Below are 17045 nucleotides of genomic sequence, written 5' to 3'. Positions count from 1 at the left end.
CCGGGGGCAGCGGGGTTCTGTGGACGGAGCGCTCCCCGGCCCGTCCTGTGGGGGACTCGGCACCTCGCCAGGCCCCGGCGCGTAGGTTCCGCTGCATGAGCGACGGAGCACCCAGCGCCCCCGACACCCGCGCAGACACGAGCGCAGACACCCGCGCAGACGCCAGCGCCCCCGACACCAGCGCCCCGGACGCCAGCACGCCGAGCGACCGCGACCTCGAGTCCTGGATCGCCGACCGCCGCTGGTACGCCTCGAAGGGGTCCGTGCCACGCCTCCGGACGATCTCGACCGACGACGGGACCCGGCTGGTGCTCGACGAGGCCCCCGTGGTCCCCGTCCTCTACCAGTCACCGATCACCAGTGCCCCCGACGGCGCGGTCGTCGACGCGACCACCGACATCGCGTGGGTGTCGGCACTCGCCGCACGCATCGACGCGGCACCGGACAGCCTCAGCCCGATCGGCCGGGTCACCGCGGCCCGCGTCCTGACGGGTGAGCAGTCCAACACGTCGGTCATCTGCGACACCGAGTCCGGCGACCGCGTCATCATCAAGGTCTTCCGCGTGCTGCACCACGGCGACAACCCCGACGTGACCACGCAGCTCGCGCTCACGGCGGCGGGCAGCACGCGCGTACCGCGGGTCTACGGCGCCCTCCGCGCCGACTGGCCCGACGTCGGACGCCCGGACGGCACGGCGACGGGTCACCTCGCCTTCGCCCAGGAGTTCCTCCCCGGGCTCGACGACGCCTGGCGCGTCGCCCTGCAGGAGGCGCAGGCCGGTACCCCGTTCGGTGATCGCGCCGAGCAGCTCGGCACCGCGCTCGCCGACGTGCACCGCACCCTGGCCGGAGCGCTGCCGACGGAACCGGCAGACGCACCCCGACGGGACGCCGCCGTCGCGACGATGCACGCGCGACTCGACACCGCCGCCCGCGAGGCCCCGGCCGTCGCCGACCACGCCGACGCCGTCCGCGCGGTCTACGCCCGTGCCGCCGACGCGACGTGGCCGGACCTGCAGCGCATCCACGGTGACCTGCACCTCGGACAGGTCCTGTCGGCACCGGATCCCCGTGGCTGGGTCTTCCTGGACTTCGAGGGCGAACCCCTCCGCCCCCTCGACGAACGCTCGCTCCCGGACGTCACCCTGCGCGACGTCGCGGGCATGCTCCGCTCGTTCGACTACGTCGCTGGTGCGCTGGCGCACGACGCCGAACCGGTCGACGCGGCCGCCTGGGCGGCCGAGGCGCGGGCACGCTTCCTCGAGGGCTACCAGCGGGGCACCGGTGCGGACCTCGCCGCCCACAGCGCGCTGCTCGACGCCTTCGAACTCGACAAGGCGGTCTACGAGGTCGTCTACGAGACCCGCAACCGACCCGACTGGGTCGGCATCCCGCTCACGGCCGTCGCGCGCCTGGTCGGCGACAGCGGGTCCTGACCGCGACCCACGAACGGACGGGAGGCCCGTGGCGACACCGCCACGGGCCTCCCGTCCGTCATCGGGTGACGTCGTCTAGTTGACGGGACCCGTGTACTTCTCGCCCGGTCCGGCACCGATCGGGTCCGGGATCGCCGACGCCTCGCGGAAGGCGAGCTGCAGCGAACGCAGCCCGTCGCGGAGCGGACGGGCGTGGTGGTCGCCGATCTCGGTCGCGGCTGCGGTGACCAGGCCGGCCAGCGCGGTGATGAGCTTCCGCGCCTCGTCCAGGTCGGTCTGCTCCTGCGGGTCGTCTGCCAGGCCGACCTTCACGGCCGCGGCACTGAGCAGGTGCACCGCGACGGTGTTGATGAGTTCGACCGCAGGCACCTCCGCGATGTCCCTGGCGGCGTCGATGCCGGTGTCGTCGATCGGGGTGTCGCTCACGGTGCTCCTCTGCTAGGCTTGCCCGCGGCAGATGCTGTCCGAGTGCCATCAGATTTTCTGATCACATCCGGACGGTGTCACGAAAGAGGAGTCTCTCCCACCCGCGGCCGCGTTCCACCAGGCTACCGGGTCACCACCGCTCCGCGAGTGCACGTGTTGCACCCGTCGGTCGGATCCCACGGATCCGATGCAGGGCGGCTGCCGAACGGGTCGACATCCCGTGCGTCAGATCTCCTCTCTCGTGCTGTCGTCCAGGGCAAACGCCCCGGACGGCCACCACCTGATTGAAGGAGCTCCGCATCACCGATCCCCGTACCAACGACCGAATCCGCGTTCCCGAAGTCCGACTCGTCGGTCCGCAGGGTGAGCAGGTCGGCGTTGTCCCGATCGCCATGGCACTGCGTCTCGCGCAGGAAGCCGAACTGGATCTGGTCGAGGTCGCGCCGAACTCGAAGCCGCCCGTGGCCAAGATCATGGACTACGGCAAGTTCAAGTACGAGGCCGCTCAGAAGGCCAAGGAAGCCCGTCGCAACCAGGTGAACACGGACCTGAAAGAGGTCCGTTTCCGCCTGAAGATCGACGTGCACGACTACGAGACGAAGCGCAAGCGCGCCGAGGGGTTCCTCCTCGGCGGCGACAAGGTGAAGGCGATGATCCTCTTCCGTGGCCGCGAGCAGTCGCGTCCGGAGCAGGGTGTCCGTCTCCTCCAGAAGTTCGCGGAAGAGATCGCCGAGTTCGGTGTCGTCGAGTCGCGTCCGACCCAGGACGGTCGCAACATGACGATGATCATCGCCCCGCTCAAGAACAAGTCCGACGTCAAGGGCGAGCAGAACGCCAAGCGTGCTGCACAGAAGGCCGAGCGTCGTGCCACCGAGCACGCCGCGAAGGGCAAGGACGAGGCCGAGGCCGGTTCCACGTCCGAGGCAGCTGCGGAATCCACGGACGCCGCGGCCGAATAGGTCCCCGGACCGAACCCGCAACGACGCGGCCCCCCATCCATCCCACGGAAAGGCACCACCATGCCCAAGCAGAAGACCCACTCCGGGTCGAAGAAGCGCTTCAAGGTCACCGGTACCGGCAAGATCATGAAGCAGCAGGCCGGTATGCGTCACAACCTCGAGGTCAAGAGCTCCAAGCGCAAGGCCCGCCTGAACGAGGACCAGGTCCTCTCCAAGGGTGACGCGAAGAACGTCAAGAAGCTCCTCGGCCACTGAGCCCCCGGATCGTAAAGGAATAGTGCAATGGCACGAGTAAAGAGAGCGGTCAACGCCGCCAAGAAGCGCCGCGTCATCCTCGAACGCGCCGAGGGCTACCGCGGCCAGCGTTCGCGCCTGTACCGCAAGGCCAAGGAGCAGGTCACCCACTCCCTCGTCTACGCGTACCGCGACCGTCACGCGAAGAAGGGCGAGTTCCGTCGCCTGTGGATCCAGCGCATCAACGCTGCGTCCCGTGCGAACGGCCTGACCTACAACCGCCTCATCCAGGGTCTCAACCTGGCCGGCGTCGAGGTCGACCGTCGCATCCTCGCCGACCTCGCGGTGAACAACCCCGAGACCTTCACCGCGCTCGTCGAGACCGCGAAGAAGGCCCTCCCGGCCGACACCTCGGCCCCGAAGGCTGCGTAGTCAGTTCTTCTGCTCGCGAAACCCCCGCCGCACGGCGGGGGTTTCGTCGTTCCTAGACTTGGGTCGTGAGCGATCTCCTCGAGAACCCCCGTGCCGGACGCGTGAAGGCCGTTGCGGCCCTGGCCAAGAAGGACGTCCGGGCCGAGACCGGCCTGTTCCTGCTGGAAGGACCCCAAGCCGTCCGCGAAGCCCTGGAGTACGCCCCGGAGCTCCTGCGCGAGCTCTACGTGACGCCGACCGCCGCAGCCCGCTACGGGCTGGACGACGCGCCGGTGGACACCTGGTTCGTGACCGAGCAGGTGCTCGACGCGATGGCCGACACGGTCACCCCGCAGGGCGTGGTGGCGGTGTGCCAGCAGTTCCCGACGTCGGTGAAGGACGTCTTCCCGGACCGCGATGCCGCCGCCGCCGAGCAGGAGGCCCGTGATGCGTCCGACGAGCAGGCCGCGTTGCCCGGACTGGTCGCCATCCTCGAAGAGGTGCGGGACCCGGGGAACGCCGGCACGATCATCCGGGCTGCCGACGCGGCCGGCGCCGACGCGGTGGTGCTGACCGGACGCTCGGTCGACCCGTACAACCCGAAGGTCGTCCGGTCGACGACCGGGTCCCTGTTCCACGTCCCGGTGTCCGTCGGCGTGACCCTGGCGGACACGATCGAGCGGGCGAAGGCCCTCGGCTACACGGTGCTCGCGGCGGACGTCTCCGGCGACGACCTGCCGGTGGTCCGCGCCGAGGGGATGCTCGACGGTCCGACCGCGTGGGTCTTCGGCAACGAGGCCCGCGGACTCACCGCCGACGACCTGGCGCTCGTCGACCGGGCCGTCAAGGTGCCGATCTACGGGCAGGCGGAGTCGATGAACCTCGCCACCGCTGCGTCGGTGTGCCTGTACGAGTCGGCCTTCGCGCTCCGGAGCTGACGCTCCTCCCTCCCCAGGCCGGTCGTCGGCGTCGGTCATCCACCGTCCGCTCGGTGCAGGTGGGTGGTATCCCGACGGCCGGTAGGCTTGGGTCTCGTGTCAGAACCTCTCGAGATCAGCGAATCGGCCGTCGCCGAGGCGGTGGACGCGGCCCTCGCCGCCGTCCGTGCCACGACGACGGTCGCCGAACTGAAGCAGGCCAGGGCCGAGCACACCGGTGAGCAGTCACCGTTGGCGCGGATGAACGCATCGATGCGCAGTGTGCCGCCGGAGCAGAAGGCCGCGGCGGGCAAGCTCGTCGGGCAGGCCCGTGGGCGGGTGAACGCGGCGATCGCCGAGCAGGAATCCGTCCTCGCGGTGGCCGAGGAACACGCACGGCTCGAAGCCGAGCGCGTCGACGTCACCGCGTTGCCGGTCCACCGCGCCACCGGCTCCCGCCACCCGCTCTCGCTGCTGAACGAAGCCGTCGCCGACATCTTCGTCGGCATGGGGTGGGAAGTGGCAGAAGGCCCCGAGCTCGAGCACGAGTGGTTCAACTTCGATGCGCTGAACTTCGACCAGGACCACCCGGCCCGGGCCATGGCGGACACGATCTTCGTCGAGCCCGTCGACCGGCACCTGGTCATGCGCACCCACACCTCGCCGGTGCAGGTGCGGTCGCTGCTGTCGCGTGACCTCCCGCTGTACGTCATCGCGCCGGGTCGCGTCTACCGTGCCGACGAGCTCGACGCCACGCACCTGCCGGTCTTCACCCAGGTCGAGGGCATCGCGATCGACAAGGGCCTGACGATGGCGCACCTGCGCGGGACGCTCGAGCACTTCGCCCGGCAGATGTTCGGCGCCGAGGCGCAGATCCGGCTCCGCCCGAACTACTTCCCGTTCACCGAGCCCAGCGCCGAGATGGACGTCTGGCAGCCGAACGCCAAGGGTGGCGCGCGGTGGGTCGAGTGGGGTGGCTGCGGCATGGTGAACCCCAACGTCCTGCGTGCCGCCGGGATCGACCCGGACGAGTACCAGGGCTTCGCGTTCGGCATGGGCATCGAGCGGACGCTGCAGTTCCGCAACGGCCTGAACGACATGCGTGACTTCCTCGAGGGCGACATCCGCTTCTCGCAGCAGTTCGGAACGGTGGTCTGATGCGCGTCCCACTCCGTTGGCTCGGTGAGTCCGTCGACCTCCCCGAGGACGTCACCCTCGAGCACGTCCACGCGGCGCTCGTGTCGGTCGGCTTCGAGGAAGAGGACGTCCACACCTTCGACCTGACCGGTCCCATCGTGGTCGGTCGGGTCCTCGAGCGCGTCCCCGAGCCGCAGAAGAACGGCAAGACCATCAACTGGTGCCAGGTGGACGTCGGCGAAGCCGAGCCCCGCGGCATCGTCTGCGGCGCGCACAACTTCGACGTCGGCGACCTCGTCGTCGTCACGCTGCCCGGCGCGGTCCTGCCGGGGCCGTTCCCGATTGCCGCCCGCAAGACCTACGGGCACGTGTCCGACGGCATGATCGCCTCGGCCCGCGAGCTCGGGCTGGGCGACGAGCACGACGGCATCGTGCGCTTCGCCGACCTCGGCATGGACCCCACCGTCGGTGCCGACGCCATCGCGCTCCTCGGCCTCGACGACGCCGCGGTCGAGATCAACGTCACGCCGGACCGCGGCTACGTCCTCAGCATGCGCGGGGTCGCCCGTGAGTACGCGCACGCCACCGGAGCCAGCTTCCACGACCCCGTCGACCGCGTCGCGCCGCGTGCGGCCGAGGGGTTCCGGGTCGCGATCGACGACCAGGCCCCGATCCGGGGTCGGGCCGGAGCGTCGACGTTCGTCACGCGCGTCGTGCGCGGGATCGATCCGGGCGCGAAGACACCGTCCTGGATGGTGTCGCGCTTGTCGCTGGCAGGGGTGCGCTCCATCTCCCTGCCCGTCGACATCACGAACTACGTCATGTTCGAGCTCGGCCAGCCGCTGCACGGCTACGACCTGCAGACCGTCGCGGGCGGCCTCGGCGTGCGCCGGGCGACCGCTGGCGAGACGCTCGAGACCCTCGACGGCGCCCTTCGGAAGCTCGACCCCGAAGACCTCGTCATCACCGACGACGACGGTCCCGTCGGCCTCGCCGGCGTCATGGGCGGAGCCCGCACCGAGATCTCGGCGAGCACGACCGACGTCCTGATCGAGGCCGCCGGGTTCGACCAGGTCTCGATCGCCCGCACCGCTCGTCGCCACAAGCTCCCCAGCGAGGCATCCCGTCGCTTCGAGCGTGGTGTCGACCCGCAGGTGGCCGAGGCCGCGGCGAACCGTGCCGTCGAACTCCTCGTCGAGCTCGCCGGCGGCACCGCTGACGCCCTCGGGTCGACGCTCGTCGACACCGAGCCGCGGGCGACCGTGACCATGCGGCTCTCGCGTCCGGCCGAGCTCGTCGGCGTCGAGTACACCGACGCCGAGGTCATCGACACGCTCCGCGCGATCGGCGCCACGGTCGAGGCCGACGGCGAGCAGCTCGCGGTCACTCCGCCCACCTGGCGTCCCGACCTGACCGACGACACCACCCTCGTCGAAGAGGTCGCGCGCATCGTCGGCTACGACCGGATCCCGAGCGTGCTGCCGGTCGCTCCGTCCGGCCGGGGCCTGACCCGACACCAGCAGGCTCGTCGTCGGGTCGCCTCGGCGCTGGCCGCGGCGGGCCTGACCGAGGTCGTCACGGCGCCGTTCGTGTCCGCGGCCACGCAGGACGCCTACCCGGGGATCGACCCGCAGGGCGGACCGAGCGTCGTGCTCGCGAACGCCCTGGACAGCGCGCAGAACCTCCTGCGCCGCAGCGGTGTGCCGGCGCTGGTCGACGCCGCCCGTCGCAACGTGTCGCGCGGCCTCGTCGACGTCGCGCTGTACGAGACGTCCCGGGTGTTCCTGCCGGTGACGGGCGTGACCCTCGGCACCGACGAGGTCCCGGCGGGCGCTGCCCGGCCCGACCGTGCGACGCTCGAGGCGCTGGACGCCTCCCTGCCCGCCCAGCCCTTCCACGTCGCCGCACTGCTCACCGGCCACCGGGTCGTCAAGCAGCCCGGCACCACGGCAGAACCGTTCGGCATCGCCGACGCGATCGATGCGGCTCGCCAGGTCGCCCGGGCCGTCGGTGTGGAACTCACCGTCGCGCAGACGACCCACCCGTCCCTGCACCCGGGCCGTGCCGCGTCGCTGCTCGTCGACGGCAGGGTCGTGGGCGTCGCCGGTGAGCTCCTGCCCGAACTGGCCGAAGCCGCCGTCCTGCCGCGGGTGGTGGCGGTCGTCGAGCTCGACCTCGACGCGCTCGTCGCCGCTGCCCCGGAACTCGTCGCGGTCGCGCCGATCGTCTCCTACCCGGCGGCCACGCAGGACCTCTCGCTCGTCGTCGACTCCGGTGTGCCGGCCGGTGACGTCCTGGATGCGGTGCGCTCTGGCGCCGGAGACCTGTTGGAGTATGCTCGGCTCGTGGATGACTACCGGGGCTCCGGCGTGGACGAGGGACAGAAGTCCCTGACGTTCGCCCTGCGCTTCCGTGCCACGGACCGCACGCTGACCGCTGCCGAGGCCACCGAGGCCCGTGACGGCGCTGTCCGACGTGCCGGCGAGCGATTCGGGGCGACCCTGCGCGACTGACCCACACGGGATCAGCACCGCCCGGGGTCGCCGCCTCCGACTCTCTCGACGACCAGTCCGACCAAAGGTGGAATCCCATGTCCGTATCCGTCGCCGTGGCGGGAGCCTCCGGCTACGCGGGTGGTGAGCTCCTGCGCGTGCTCTCCGCCCACCCCGAGTTCGAGGTCAGGACGGTGACGGCGTTCTCGAACGCCGGACAGCCCCTGATCGCGACCCAGCCGCACCTCCGTTCACTGTCGCACCTGACGCTGGCGGAGACGACGGCCGAGACGCTGCGCGGGCACGACGTGGTCTTCCTGGCGCTGCCGCACGGCCAGTCGGGTGCGATCACCGCGGAACTCGGCGACGACACGCTCGTCATCGACTGTGGCGCGGACCACCGGCTGACGGACCCGGCGGCGTGGGAGCGGTTCTACGGCGGTGACTACTTCGGCGCGTGGACCTACGGGCTGCCCGAGCTCCTGCTCGCGGCGCCCACCCCGGGTTCGGCCGATGAATGGCGCGAGGTCGACGACATCGCGTCGCAGGGCAAGCAGCGTTCCGCCCTGGTCGGCACGAAGCGCATCGCGGTCCCCGGCTGCAACGTCACCGCGGTGACGCTCGGCATCCAGCCGGGCATCCAGGCCGGCCTCGTCGAGTCCGACGACCTCGTCGCAGTGCTCAGCGTCGGCCCGAGCGGTGCCGGCAAGAAGCTGGCCACCACCTACCTGGCCTCCGAGATCATGGGGTCCGCCAGCGCGTACGCCGTCGGCGGCTCGCACCGGCACGTCCCCGAGATCCAGCAGAACCTGCAGGTCGCGGGGGCCGCCGACGTGACGATCTCGTTCACGCCGGTCCTGGTCCCGATGTCGCGGGGCATCCTGGCGACCACCACCGCGAAGCTCTCGCCCGGCGTCAGCGCACGCGACGTCCGACTCGCCTGGGAGCAGGCGTACGCCGACGAGCCCTTCGTCCACCTGCTGCCCGAGGGCGAGTTCCCCCGGGTCGCGGACACGATCGGTGCGAACACCGCGCTCGTCGGCATCGCCGTCGACGAGGCCGCCGGCCGCGTCGTCGCGGTGACCGCGCTCGACAACCTCGCCAAGGGCACGGCCGGCGCCGCCGTCCAGTCGGCGAACATCGCCCTCGGTCTCCCCGAGACCACGGGCCTCAGCGTGGACGGAGTCGCACCGTGACCGACGCAGGCACGACCACCCAGACCGAGCCGGGCCTCCAGGGCGTCACCGCGGCAGCGGGCTTCCGCGCCGCCGGTGTCACCGCAGGCCTCAAGACGAGCGGCAAGCCGGACGTGGCCCTCGTCGTCAACGACGGCCCCGACGCGGCCGTGGCCGCCGTCTTCACCAGCAACCGGGCCCAGGCGCACCCCGTGATCTGGTCCCGCCAGGTCGTCGGGGACGGCGTCGCTCGTGCCGTCGTCCTGAACTCCGGCGGCGCGAACTGCTTCACCGGCCCGTTCGGCTTCCAGACCACGCACCTGACGGCCGAGGCCGTGGGCGACGCCCTCGGGATCGGAGCCGGCGACGTCGTCGTCTGCTCCACCGGGCTCATCGGTGTCGGCGACCAGACCTTCCGCGACAACGTGCTCCGTGGCGTCGACCTGGCGAGCACTGCACTCAGCAGCGACGGCGGCCCGGACGCGGCGACCGCGATCATGACGACGGACACGAAGGCCAAGCAGTCCGTCGTGACCGAGGACGGCTGGACCGTCGGCGGCATGGCCAAGGGCGCCGGGATGCTCGCCCCGGGCCTCGCGACGATGCTCGTCGTCATCACGACCGACGCCGTGCAGACGCCGGACCAGCTCGACCAGGCGCTCCGCGCCGCCACCCGCATCACGTTCGACCGGGTCGACTCCGACGGCTGCATGTCCACGAACGACACCGTCGTGCTGCTGTCGTCGGGTGCGAGCGGGGTGACGCCCGAGGTCGGTGACTTCCAGGAGGCCCTGACCGCGGTCTGCGCCGATCTGGCCCGCCAGCTGCAGCAGGACGCCGAGGGTGCCAGCCACGACATCGCGATCGAGGTCGTGCACGCCGCGACGGAGGACGACGCCGTGACCGTCGGTCGGAGCGTCGCCCGGAACAACCTGTTCAAGGCGGCTGTCTTCGGCAACGACCCGAACTGGGGCCGGGTGCTCGCGGCGATCGGTACGACCGACGCCGAGTTCGACCCGTACGCGGTCGACGTCAGCATGAACGGCGTCCGGGTCTGCCACGCGGGCGCACCCGATGAGCCGAGCGACACCGTCGACCTGACCCCGCGTGACACCCACGTGCGCATCGACCTCGGTGTCGGCACGCACTCGGCCACGATCCTGACCAACGACCTCACGCACGACTACGTGCACGAGAACAGCGCGTACTCCAGCTGATGGCGGCGGACACGAACGGGGCCGGCACGCCCCTCACGAAGGAAGAAGAACACGAGTTCGCCGCGGTCAAGGCCGCGACGCTCATCGAATCGCTGCCCTGGCTCAAGCGCTTCTCGGGCAAGGTCGTCGTGGTCAAGTTCGGCGGCAACGCCATGGTGAACGAGGACCTGAAGCGCGCCTTCGCCGAGGACATGGTCTACCTGCGCTACGCCGGCCTGCACCCCGTCGTCGTGCACGGCGGGGGGCCGCAGATCTCCGCCGCCCTCAAGGAACAGGGCATCGAGTCCGAGTTCCGCGGCGGCTACCGCGTCACGACGACCGAGGCGATCACGGTCGTCCGCGACGTCCTGGCCGGCGAGGTCAACCGCGAGATCGTCGACTTGGTGAACGAACACGGCGAGGGCCTGGCCGTCGGCGTGTTCGGCGACGGCGGCTCGCTGTTCACCGGCGAGAAGAAGGGCGTCGTCGTCGACGGGCAGGAGTACGACCTCGGCCACGTCGGGGACATCACCCACGTCGACCCGTCCGGTGTGCTCGCCGCGATCGAGGCCGGCCGGATCCCGGTCGTCTCGAGCATCGCGATCGACGACGCGCACCCCGACCAGGCACTCAACGTGAACGCGGACGCTGCGGCGGGTGCCCTGGCGATCGCGCTGCGGGCCTCGAAGCTCATGATGCTCACCGACGTCCCCGGCCTGTACCGCAACTGGCCCGACCGTGACTCGATCGTCGACCTCATCGCCGTCGACGAGCTCCGCGAACTCCTGCCGAGCCTCGAGTCGGGGATGATCCCGAAGATGACCGCGTGCCTCGACGCCGTGGTCGGCGGGGTCGGCGGTGCGACGATCATCGACGGCCGGATCCCGCACTCGATCCTGCTCGAGGTCTTCACCCTGCGGGGTGCGGGCACCGAGGTGATCCCGGACCCGAGCCGACGAACCGAGAACCAGATGACCCACGCCGAGATCGGCCGTCGCGTGGCGTCGCCGTCGATCGACAGCAGTACCGGCCAGCACGTGGCGGGTACGGACGAGAAGGGACACCAGCAGTGAGCACCGAGACGCAGACCGAGACCTGGAACGACCGGTTCGGGGCGTCGCTCATGCGATCCCTGACCCCGCCCAAGATCATGCTCGAGCGTGGCCAGGGCTGCCGCGTCTGGGACGTCGACGGCAACGAGTACCTCGACTTCCTCGCCGGCATCGCGGTGAACTCGCTCGGCCACGCGCACCCCGCCCTGGTGGAGGCGATCGCCGACCAGGCCGCGAAGCTCGTGCACGTGTCGAACTACTTCGCCACCCCGCCGCAGCTCGAACTCGCCGAGCGCCTCAAGCGCATCACCGGTGCGGGCGACGCCGGCCGTGTCTACTTCGGCAACTCCGGCGCCGAGGCGAACGAGGCCGCGTTCAAGCTGGCCCGCCTCAACAAGGGTGCGGACGGCACCAAGACCCGGATCCTCGCGCTCAAGCAGGGCTTCCACGGGCGCACGATGGGTGCCCTCGCGCTCACCGGCAAGCCTGCGCTGCAGCAGGACTTCCTGCCGATGATCCCGGGTGTCGAGCACATCGACACCTCGATCGAGGCGCTCGAAGCGTCGATCGACGACTCCGTCGCCGCCCTGATCCTCGAACCCATCAAGGGCGAGGCCGGCGTGGTCGACCTGCCAGAGGGCTTCCTGCTGGCGGCACGCCGACTGACCGCGGAGCACGGCGCACTGCTGATCCTCGACGAGATCCAGACGGGTGTCGGCCGGACCGGCAACTGGTTCGCGTTCCAGGGCCACGGCGTGACGCCGGACGCGATCACCGTCGCGAAGGGCATCGCCGGTGGCTTCCCCATCGGCGCCCTCGTCACGTTCGGCTGGGCGTCCGACCTGTTCTCGGCCGGCCAGCACGGGTCGACCTTCGGCGGCAACCCGCTCGGCACCCGCGTCGCGAACGCGGTGCTCGAGGAGATCGAGCGTGCGGAACTCGTCGCCGGCGCAGTGGTCAAGGGCGAGCGGATCCGTGACGGCATCCGCGCCATCGGTTCCCCGCTGGTGGAAGAGGTCCGTGGCACCGGCCTGCTCATCGGCGTCGGTCTGACCGGTCCGATCGGTCCGGCCGTCAACGCAGCCGCCCTCGAGCGTGGCCTCATCATCAACGCCCCCAACGAGTCGAGCCTGCGCATCGCGCCGCCGCTCATCGTGTCCGACGCCGAGATCGACGAGTTCCTGTCGATCCTCGCCCAGAGCCTCGCGGCCGTCGCCGCAGCGCAGGAGCCCACCGCATGACCCGCCACTTCCTCCGTGACGACGACCTGAGCCAGGCCGAGCAGTCCGCGATCCTCGACATCGCCGACCGCATGAAGGCCGACCGCTGGGCGGAGAAGCCGCTGGCCGGTCCGCAGAGCGTCGCGGTGATCTTCGACAAGTCGTCGACCCGCACCCGGGTGTCCTTCCACGTCGGTATCTCCGACCTCGGCGGCAGCCCGCTGATCATCTCGACGGCGAACAGCCAGCTCGGCGGCAAGGAGACCCCGTCGGACACCGCCCGCGTGCTCGAGCGCATGGTGTCGGCGATCGTGTGGCGCACCTACGGTCAGGCCGGGCTCGAGGAGATGGCCGCCGGCACGACGGTCCCCGTCGTCAACGCGCTGTCCGACGACTTCCACCCCTGCCAGCTCCTCGCCGACCTGCTCACCATCCGGGAGCACCGCGGCGCCCTCGCCGGGCAGACCGTGGCATTCATCGGCGACGGTGCGAGCAACATGGCGCAGTCGTACCTGCTCGCCGGGGCGACGGCGGGCATGCACGTCCGCGTCGCAGCCCCCGCCGAGTTCTCCCCGTCGCCGCAGGTCGTCACCGACGCCGAGGAACGCGCCGCCGTGACGGGCGGCTCCGTCCTCGTGGTGAGCGACCCGGTGGCCGCGGTCGCGGGTGCCGACGTGGTCGTCACCGACACCTGGGTGTCGATGGGCAAGGAGTCCGAGAAGCAGTCGCGCCTCGACACCTTCGCGGGGTACCGCGTCGACGACGCGCTCATGGCGCACGCCGCCGACGACGCCGTCTTCATGCACTGCCTGCCGGCTGACCGCGGGTTCGAGGTGACCGCCGACGTCATCGACGGCCCCCGCAGCATCATCTGGGACGAGGCGGAGAACCGTCTGCACGCCCAGAAGGCGCTGCTGGCCTGGCTGCTCGCCAACGACTAGCCGACGGACCGATCACCAGTGGCTGACCGCGTCGTCCTCGCGTACTCCGGCGGTCTCGACACCTCCGTCGGGATCGGCTGGCTGCGCGACGCCACCGGCAAGGACGTCGTCGCGCTCGTGGTCGACGTCGGCCAGGGCGGCGAGGACCTCGAGGCGGTCCGGCAGCGTGCGCTCGACTGCGGCGCCGTCGAGTCGCTCGTCGTCGACGCCAAGGACGAGTTCGCCGACGAGTACATCGTGCCGGCGCTCCGGGCCAACGCGCTCTACCAGAAGCGGTACCCGCTCGTCTCGGCACTGAGCCGCCCGCTCATCGCGAAGCACCTCGCACTGACGGCGAAGCAACTCGGTGCCGACAGCGTCGCGCACGGCTCCACCGGCAAGGGCAACGACCAGGTCCGCTTCGAAGCAGCCGTCGCGGCGATCGCACCGGACCTGCGGACCGTCGCCCCGGTGCGGGACCTCGCCCTCACCCGCGACCGCGCCATCGCCTACGCGGAGGAGCACCGGCTGCCGATCCAGCACTCGGAGCGGGAGCCGTGGTCGGTCGACCAGAACGTGTGGGGCCGAGCGGTCGAGACCGGGCTCCTCGAGGACCCGTGGACCGCCCCCGCCGACGACCTCTACGCGACCACGCAGGACCCGGCGCTCCCGCAGCAGGCCGACGAGGTCACGATCACCTTCGACCGCGGTGTCCCGGTCGCCCTCGACGGGCAGCGGTTCAGCGTGCTGCGCATGGTGCAGGAGCTCAACGCGGTCGCCGGCAAGCACGGCGTCGGGCGGATCGACGTCGTCGAGGACCGGGTGGTCGGCATCAAGTCGCGCGAGGTCTACGAGGCGCCGGCCGCGATCGCGCTCATCGCCGCGCACGAGGAGCTCGAGAGCCTCACCCTCGAGCGCGACGTCGCCCGGTTCAAACGCGGCGTCGAGTCCGAGTGGGCCGACCTGGTCTACGACGGCCTGTGGTTCGGCGGACTCAAGCGCAGCCTCGACGCGTTCGTGGAGCACACCCAGCAGCACGTCTCCGGCGACGTCCGGTTGCGGCTGCAGGGCGGGCGTGCCACCGTGACGGGCCGTCGGTCGGAGCAGAGCCTCTACGACTTCGACCTGGCGACGTCCGACACCGGCGACGCGTTCGACCAGTCCGTGTCCAGGGGGTTCATCGAGCTCTGGTCACTGCCCAGCAAGATCTCCGCCCGCCGCGACGCGGCGAACTGACCGACAGCAGCCCCGCACCGACCAACAGCCCGCGGCCCCAGCCTCACCCGGGCACCGACGAAACGACGCAGGACGACATGACCGACGAGAAGACCGACGCCACCAACACCGGTGCCCTCTGGGGCGGCCGCTTCGCCGACGGCCCGAGTGCGGCCCTCGCCGCGCTCTCGAAGTCGACGCACTTCGACTGGCAGCTCGCGCCGTACGACATCGCGGGGTCCCGAGCCCACGCCCGGGCGCTGCACACCGCGGGCTACCTGACCGCCGACGAGCTCGAACGGATGCTCGCCGGCCTCGACCGGCTCGAAGCGGCGCACGCCGACGGCACACTGCAGCCCGACGACTCCGACGAGGACGTCCACGGCGCCCTCGAACGCCTGCTCATCGCCGACCTCGGTCCCGAACTCGGTGGCAAGCTCCGCGCGGGTCGCAGCCGCAACGACCAGATCGCCACCCTCGGCCGCATGCACATGCTCGACCACGGGCGGCGCATCGGCCGGCTCGTGATCGACCTCGTCGACGCGATCACCCAGCAGGCGACCGAGCACCCGGCCGCGATCATGCCGGGGCGCACGCACCTGCAGCACGCACAGCCCGTGCTCCTGGCCCACCACCTGCTCGCGCACGCCTGGCCGCTCGTCCGCGACCTCGAGCGCCTCCGCGACTGGGCCGGCCGCGCGAGCGTCAGCCCGTACGGTGCCGGTGCGCTGGCAGGGAGTTCGCTCGGCCTCGACCCCGCCGCGATCGCCGCGGAGCTCGGCTTCGACCGTCCGGCGGACAACTCGATCGACGCCACGGCAGCCCGTGACGTCGTCGCCGAGTTCGCGTTCGTCCTCGCGCAGATCGGCATCGACGTCTCGCGCCTGTCGGAAGAGGTCATCCTCTGGAACACGAAGGAGTTCGGCTTCGTCCGGCTCCACGACGCCTTCTCGACCGGCTCGAGCATCATGCCGCAGAAGAAGAACCCGGACATCGCCGAGCTCGCCCGGGGCAAGTCGGGGCGTCTGATCGGCAACCTGACCGGGCTCCTCGCAACCCTCAAGGGACTGCCGCTGGCGTACAACCGCGACCTGCAGGAGGACAAGGAGCCGGTCTTCGACTCCGTCGCCACGCTCGAGGTCCTGCTGCCCGCGTTCACCGGCATGATCGCGACCCTGACCTTCGACACCGACCGGATGGCCGAGCTCGCGCCGCAGGGCTTCTCGCTCGCGACGGACGTCGCCGAGTGGCTTGTCCGCCAGGGGGTCCCGTTCCGGGATGCGCACGAGGTCTCCGGCGCGCTCGTCCGGTACTGCGAGGAGCGCGGCATCGAGCTCGACGAGCCGACCGACGACGAGTACCGGTCGGTGTCCGAGCACCTCACGCCCGACGTCCGTGCCGTCCTGACCATCGAGGGCAGCGTCGCATCGCGCTCCGGCGTCGGGGGCACCGCACCCGACCGGGTCGCCGAGCAGCTCGCGTCCGTCACCCGCCGCGTCCGCGACCTGGCCGAGGGCGCGCCCTTCTCGCGATGACCGAGGGGATCGCCGCGCTGCTCGCCGAGCCCGCCCCGATCGCCGCGCCGGCCCTGCTCGGTGCGACGATCGCGGGGCGCGGCGTGGCGCTCCGCATCACCGAGGTCGAGGCCTACTCCGGCCCCACCGACCCCGGATCACACGGTCACCGGGGGATGACGGAGCGCAACCGCCACCTGTTCGGTCCGCCCGGCACGCTGTACGCCTACCGCTCGTACGGCATCCACACCTGCGTCAACGTCGTGAGCGGGCCTGCCGGCACCTCGTCGGGCTCCCTGCTGCGCGGTGCGCAGGTCGTCGAAGGACTCGACGTCGCGCGAGCGCGTCGCGGGTCGAAGGTCGCGGACGTCGCCCTGGCACGCGGGCCCGGCAACCTCGGTGGTGCGCTCGGAGCGGTCCTCGGGCAGGACGACGGCACGTCGCTCCTCGACGGGTCCGGCCCGTTCGAGCTCACCCTGGCACCCGGCCTGGAGGCCCGGCTCGCCTCTGCCGGACCGGCCCACGTGATCGACGAGCTCCTGTCCGAGACCCTGGCCGGTCCGCCCGCGGGCGCTGCGGTCCCGCGGATCTCCCGGGGCCCGCGCACCGGCGTCGGCGGCATCGCCGGCGGGGCGCGGTACCCCTGGCGCTTCTGGCTGACGGGTGACCCCACGGTCTCGACGTACCGGCGGCACAAGGGCGCCCTCGACTCGTGAACCCGGCCACGGGCCTCCCGGCTGC

16 protein-coding genes are annotated in these 17045 nt (G+C 71.3%); 15 read left to right on the top strand and 1 reads right to left on the bottom strand.

Translation table 11 applies throughout. The features are described from left to right. The first annotated feature begins 95 nt into the window (after window positions 1-95). Window positions 96-1436, top strand: coding sequence for a phosphotransferase (locus tag DEJ19_RS15565; protein WP_220035332.1), 1341 nt, complete (start codon window positions 96-98; stop codon window positions 1434-1436). Between the two features lie 75 nt (window positions 1437-1511). Here DEJ19_RS15565 and DEJ19_RS15560 read toward each other — a convergent pair whose 3' ends face one another. Then, on the bottom strand, window positions 1512-1862 hold the full coding sequence (locus DEJ19_RS15560; RefSeq protein WP_027466553.1) for a DUF1844 domain-containing protein: 351 nt from the start codon (window positions 1860-1862) through the stop codon (window positions 1512-1514). A 284-nt stretch (window positions 1863-2146) separates the two neighbouring features. Here DEJ19_RS15560 and infC point away from each other — a divergent pair, with 284 nt between their 5' ends. The 14 genes from infC (at window position 2147) to DEJ19_RS15490 (ending at window position 17020) form a co-directional block, all read left to right on the top strand. Continuing rightward, complete coding sequence (gene infC / locus DEJ19_RS15555) at window positions 2147-2821, top strand: translation initiation factor IF-3 (protein ID WP_081827403.1); 675 nt, start codon at window positions 2147-2149, stop codon at window positions 2819-2821. 60 nt (window positions 2822-2881) lie between these two features. Further along, a complete protein-coding gene (gene rpmI / locus DEJ19_RS15550) occupies window positions 2882-3076 on the top strand; it encodes a 50S ribosomal protein L35 (protein ID WP_017887976.1) in 195 nt (64 codons plus the stop codon). Window positions 3077-3103: 27 nt separating this feature from the next. Beyond that, a complete protein-coding gene (rplT, locus tag DEJ19_RS15545) occupies window positions 3104-3487 on the top strand; it encodes a 50S ribosomal protein L20 (protein WP_017887975.1) in 384 nt (127 codons plus the stop codon). A gap of 65 nt (window positions 3488-3552) precedes the next feature. Beyond that, entirely contained in the window at window positions 3553-4404 is an 852-nt protein-coding gene (locus DEJ19_RS15540) for a TrmH family RNA methyltransferase (protein WP_111233685.1), read from the top strand. 96 nt (window positions 4405-4500) lie between these two features. After that, window positions 4501-5541 (top strand): phenylalanine--tRNA ligase subunit alpha, encoded by a 1041-nt coding sequence (pheS, locus tag DEJ19_RS15535; RefSeq protein WP_111233686.1) that lies wholly within the window; start codon window positions 4501-4503, stop codon window positions 5539-5541. Further along, on the top strand, window positions 5541-8033 hold the full coding sequence (gene pheT / locus DEJ19_RS15530) for a phenylalanine--tRNA ligase subunit beta (protein ID WP_111233687.1): 2493 nt from the start codon (window positions 5541-5543) through the stop codon (window positions 8031-8033). Before pheS ends, pheT begins: the two co-directional genes overlap by 1 nt. Window positions 8034-8110: 77 nt before the next feature. After that, entirely contained in the window at window positions 8111-9208 is a 1098-nt protein-coding gene (locus DEJ19_RS15525) for an N-acetyl-gamma-glutamyl-phosphate reductase (protein WP_111047952.1), read from the top strand. Then, window positions 9205-10404, top strand: coding sequence for a bifunctional glutamate N-acetyltransferase/amino-acid acetyltransferase ArgJ (gene argJ / locus DEJ19_RS15520; protein WP_111032408.1), 1200 nt, complete (start codon window positions 9205-9207; stop codon window positions 10402-10404). The genes DEJ19_RS15525 and argJ overlap by 4 nt, the downstream gene beginning before the upstream one ends. Further along, the gene (gene argB, locus DEJ19_RS15515) at window positions 10404-11456 is read left to right on the top strand and encodes an acetylglutamate kinase (protein WP_071405141.1); all 1053 of its coding nucleotides are present in this window, start codon (window positions 10404-10406) and stop codon (window positions 11454-11456) included. Before argJ ends, argB begins: the two co-directional genes overlap by 1 nt. Then, window positions 11453-12676: an acetylornithine transaminase gene (locus DEJ19_RS15510; protein ID WP_110865443.1), complete on the top strand. Its 1224-nt coding sequence runs from the start codon at window positions 11453-11455 to the stop codon at window positions 12674-12676. The genes argB and DEJ19_RS15510 overlap by 4 nt, the downstream gene beginning before the upstream one ends. Further along, window positions 12673-13596: an ornithine carbamoyltransferase gene (gene argF / locus DEJ19_RS15505; protein WP_110865444.1), complete on the top strand. Its 924-nt coding sequence runs from the start codon at window positions 12673-12675 to the stop codon at window positions 13594-13596. Before DEJ19_RS15510 ends, argF begins: the two co-directional genes overlap by 4 nt. A gap of 18 nt (window positions 13597-13614) precedes the next feature. After that, window positions 13615-14811 (top strand): argininosuccinate synthase, encoded by a 1197-nt coding sequence (locus DEJ19_RS15500; RefSeq protein WP_111047954.1) that lies wholly within the window; start codon window positions 13615-13617, stop codon window positions 14809-14811. A gap of 77 nt (window positions 14812-14888) precedes the next feature. Then, the gene (gene argH / locus DEJ19_RS15495) at window positions 14889-16325 is read left to right on the top strand and encodes an argininosuccinate lyase (protein ID WP_071405137.1); all 1437 of its coding nucleotides are present in this window, start codon (window positions 14889-14891) and stop codon (window positions 16323-16325) included. Beyond that, a complete protein-coding gene (locus tag DEJ19_RS15490; RefSeq protein WP_111233688.1) occupies window positions 16322-17020 on the top strand; it encodes a DNA-3-methyladenine glycosylase in 699 nt (232 codons plus the stop codon). The genes argH and DEJ19_RS15490 overlap by 4 nt, the downstream gene beginning before the upstream one ends. Window positions 17021-17045 lie beyond the last annotated feature (25 nt).

It is taken from the genome of Curtobacterium sp. MCSS17_016 (assembly GCF_003234255.2).
Taxonomy (GTDB): Bacteria; Actinomycetota; Actinomycetes; order Actinomycetales; family Microbacteriaceae; genus Curtobacterium; species Curtobacterium flaccumfaciens.
This window is presented reverse-complemented; position numbering and strand designations above follow the sequence as displayed.

What these genes read in the sequence shown, in the direction of transcription:
- DEJ19_RS15565 (WP_220035332.1), top strand. Translation starts at nt 96, where the DNA reads ATGAGCGACGGAGCACCCAGCGCCCCCGACACCCGCGCAGACACGAGC.
- rpmI (WP_017887976.1), top strand. Translation starts at nt 2,882, where the DNA reads ATGCCCAAGCAGAAGACCCACTCCGGGTCGAAGAAGCGCTTCAAGGTC.
- rplT (WP_017887975.1), top strand. Translation starts at nt 3,104, where the DNA reads ATGGCACGAGTAAAGAGAGCGGTCAACGCCGCCAAGAAGCGCCGCGTC.
- pheT (WP_111233687.1), top strand. Translation starts at nt 5,541, where the DNA reads ATGCGCGTCCCACTCCGTTGGCTCGGTGAGTCCGTCGACCTCCCCGAG.
- DEJ19_RS15525 (WP_111047952.1), top strand. Translation starts at nt 8,111, where the DNA reads ATGTCCGTATCCGTCGCCGTGGCGGGAGCCTCCGGCTACGCGGGTGGT.
- argB (WP_071405141.1), top strand. Translation starts at nt 10,404, where the DNA reads ATGGCGGCGGACACGAACGGGGCCGGCACGCCCCTCACGAAGGAAGAA.
- argF (WP_110865444.1), top strand. Translation starts at nt 12,673, where the DNA reads ATGACCCGCCACTTCCTCCGTGACGACGACCTGAGCCAGGCCGAGCAG.
- argH (WP_071405137.1), top strand. Translation starts at nt 14,889, where the DNA reads ATGACCGACGAGAAGACCGACGCCACCAACACCGGTGCCCTCTGGGGC.
- DEJ19_RS15490 (WP_111233688.1), top strand. Translation starts at nt 16,322, where the DNA reads ATGACCGAGGGGATCGCCGCGCTGCTCGCCGAGCCCGCCCCGATCGCC.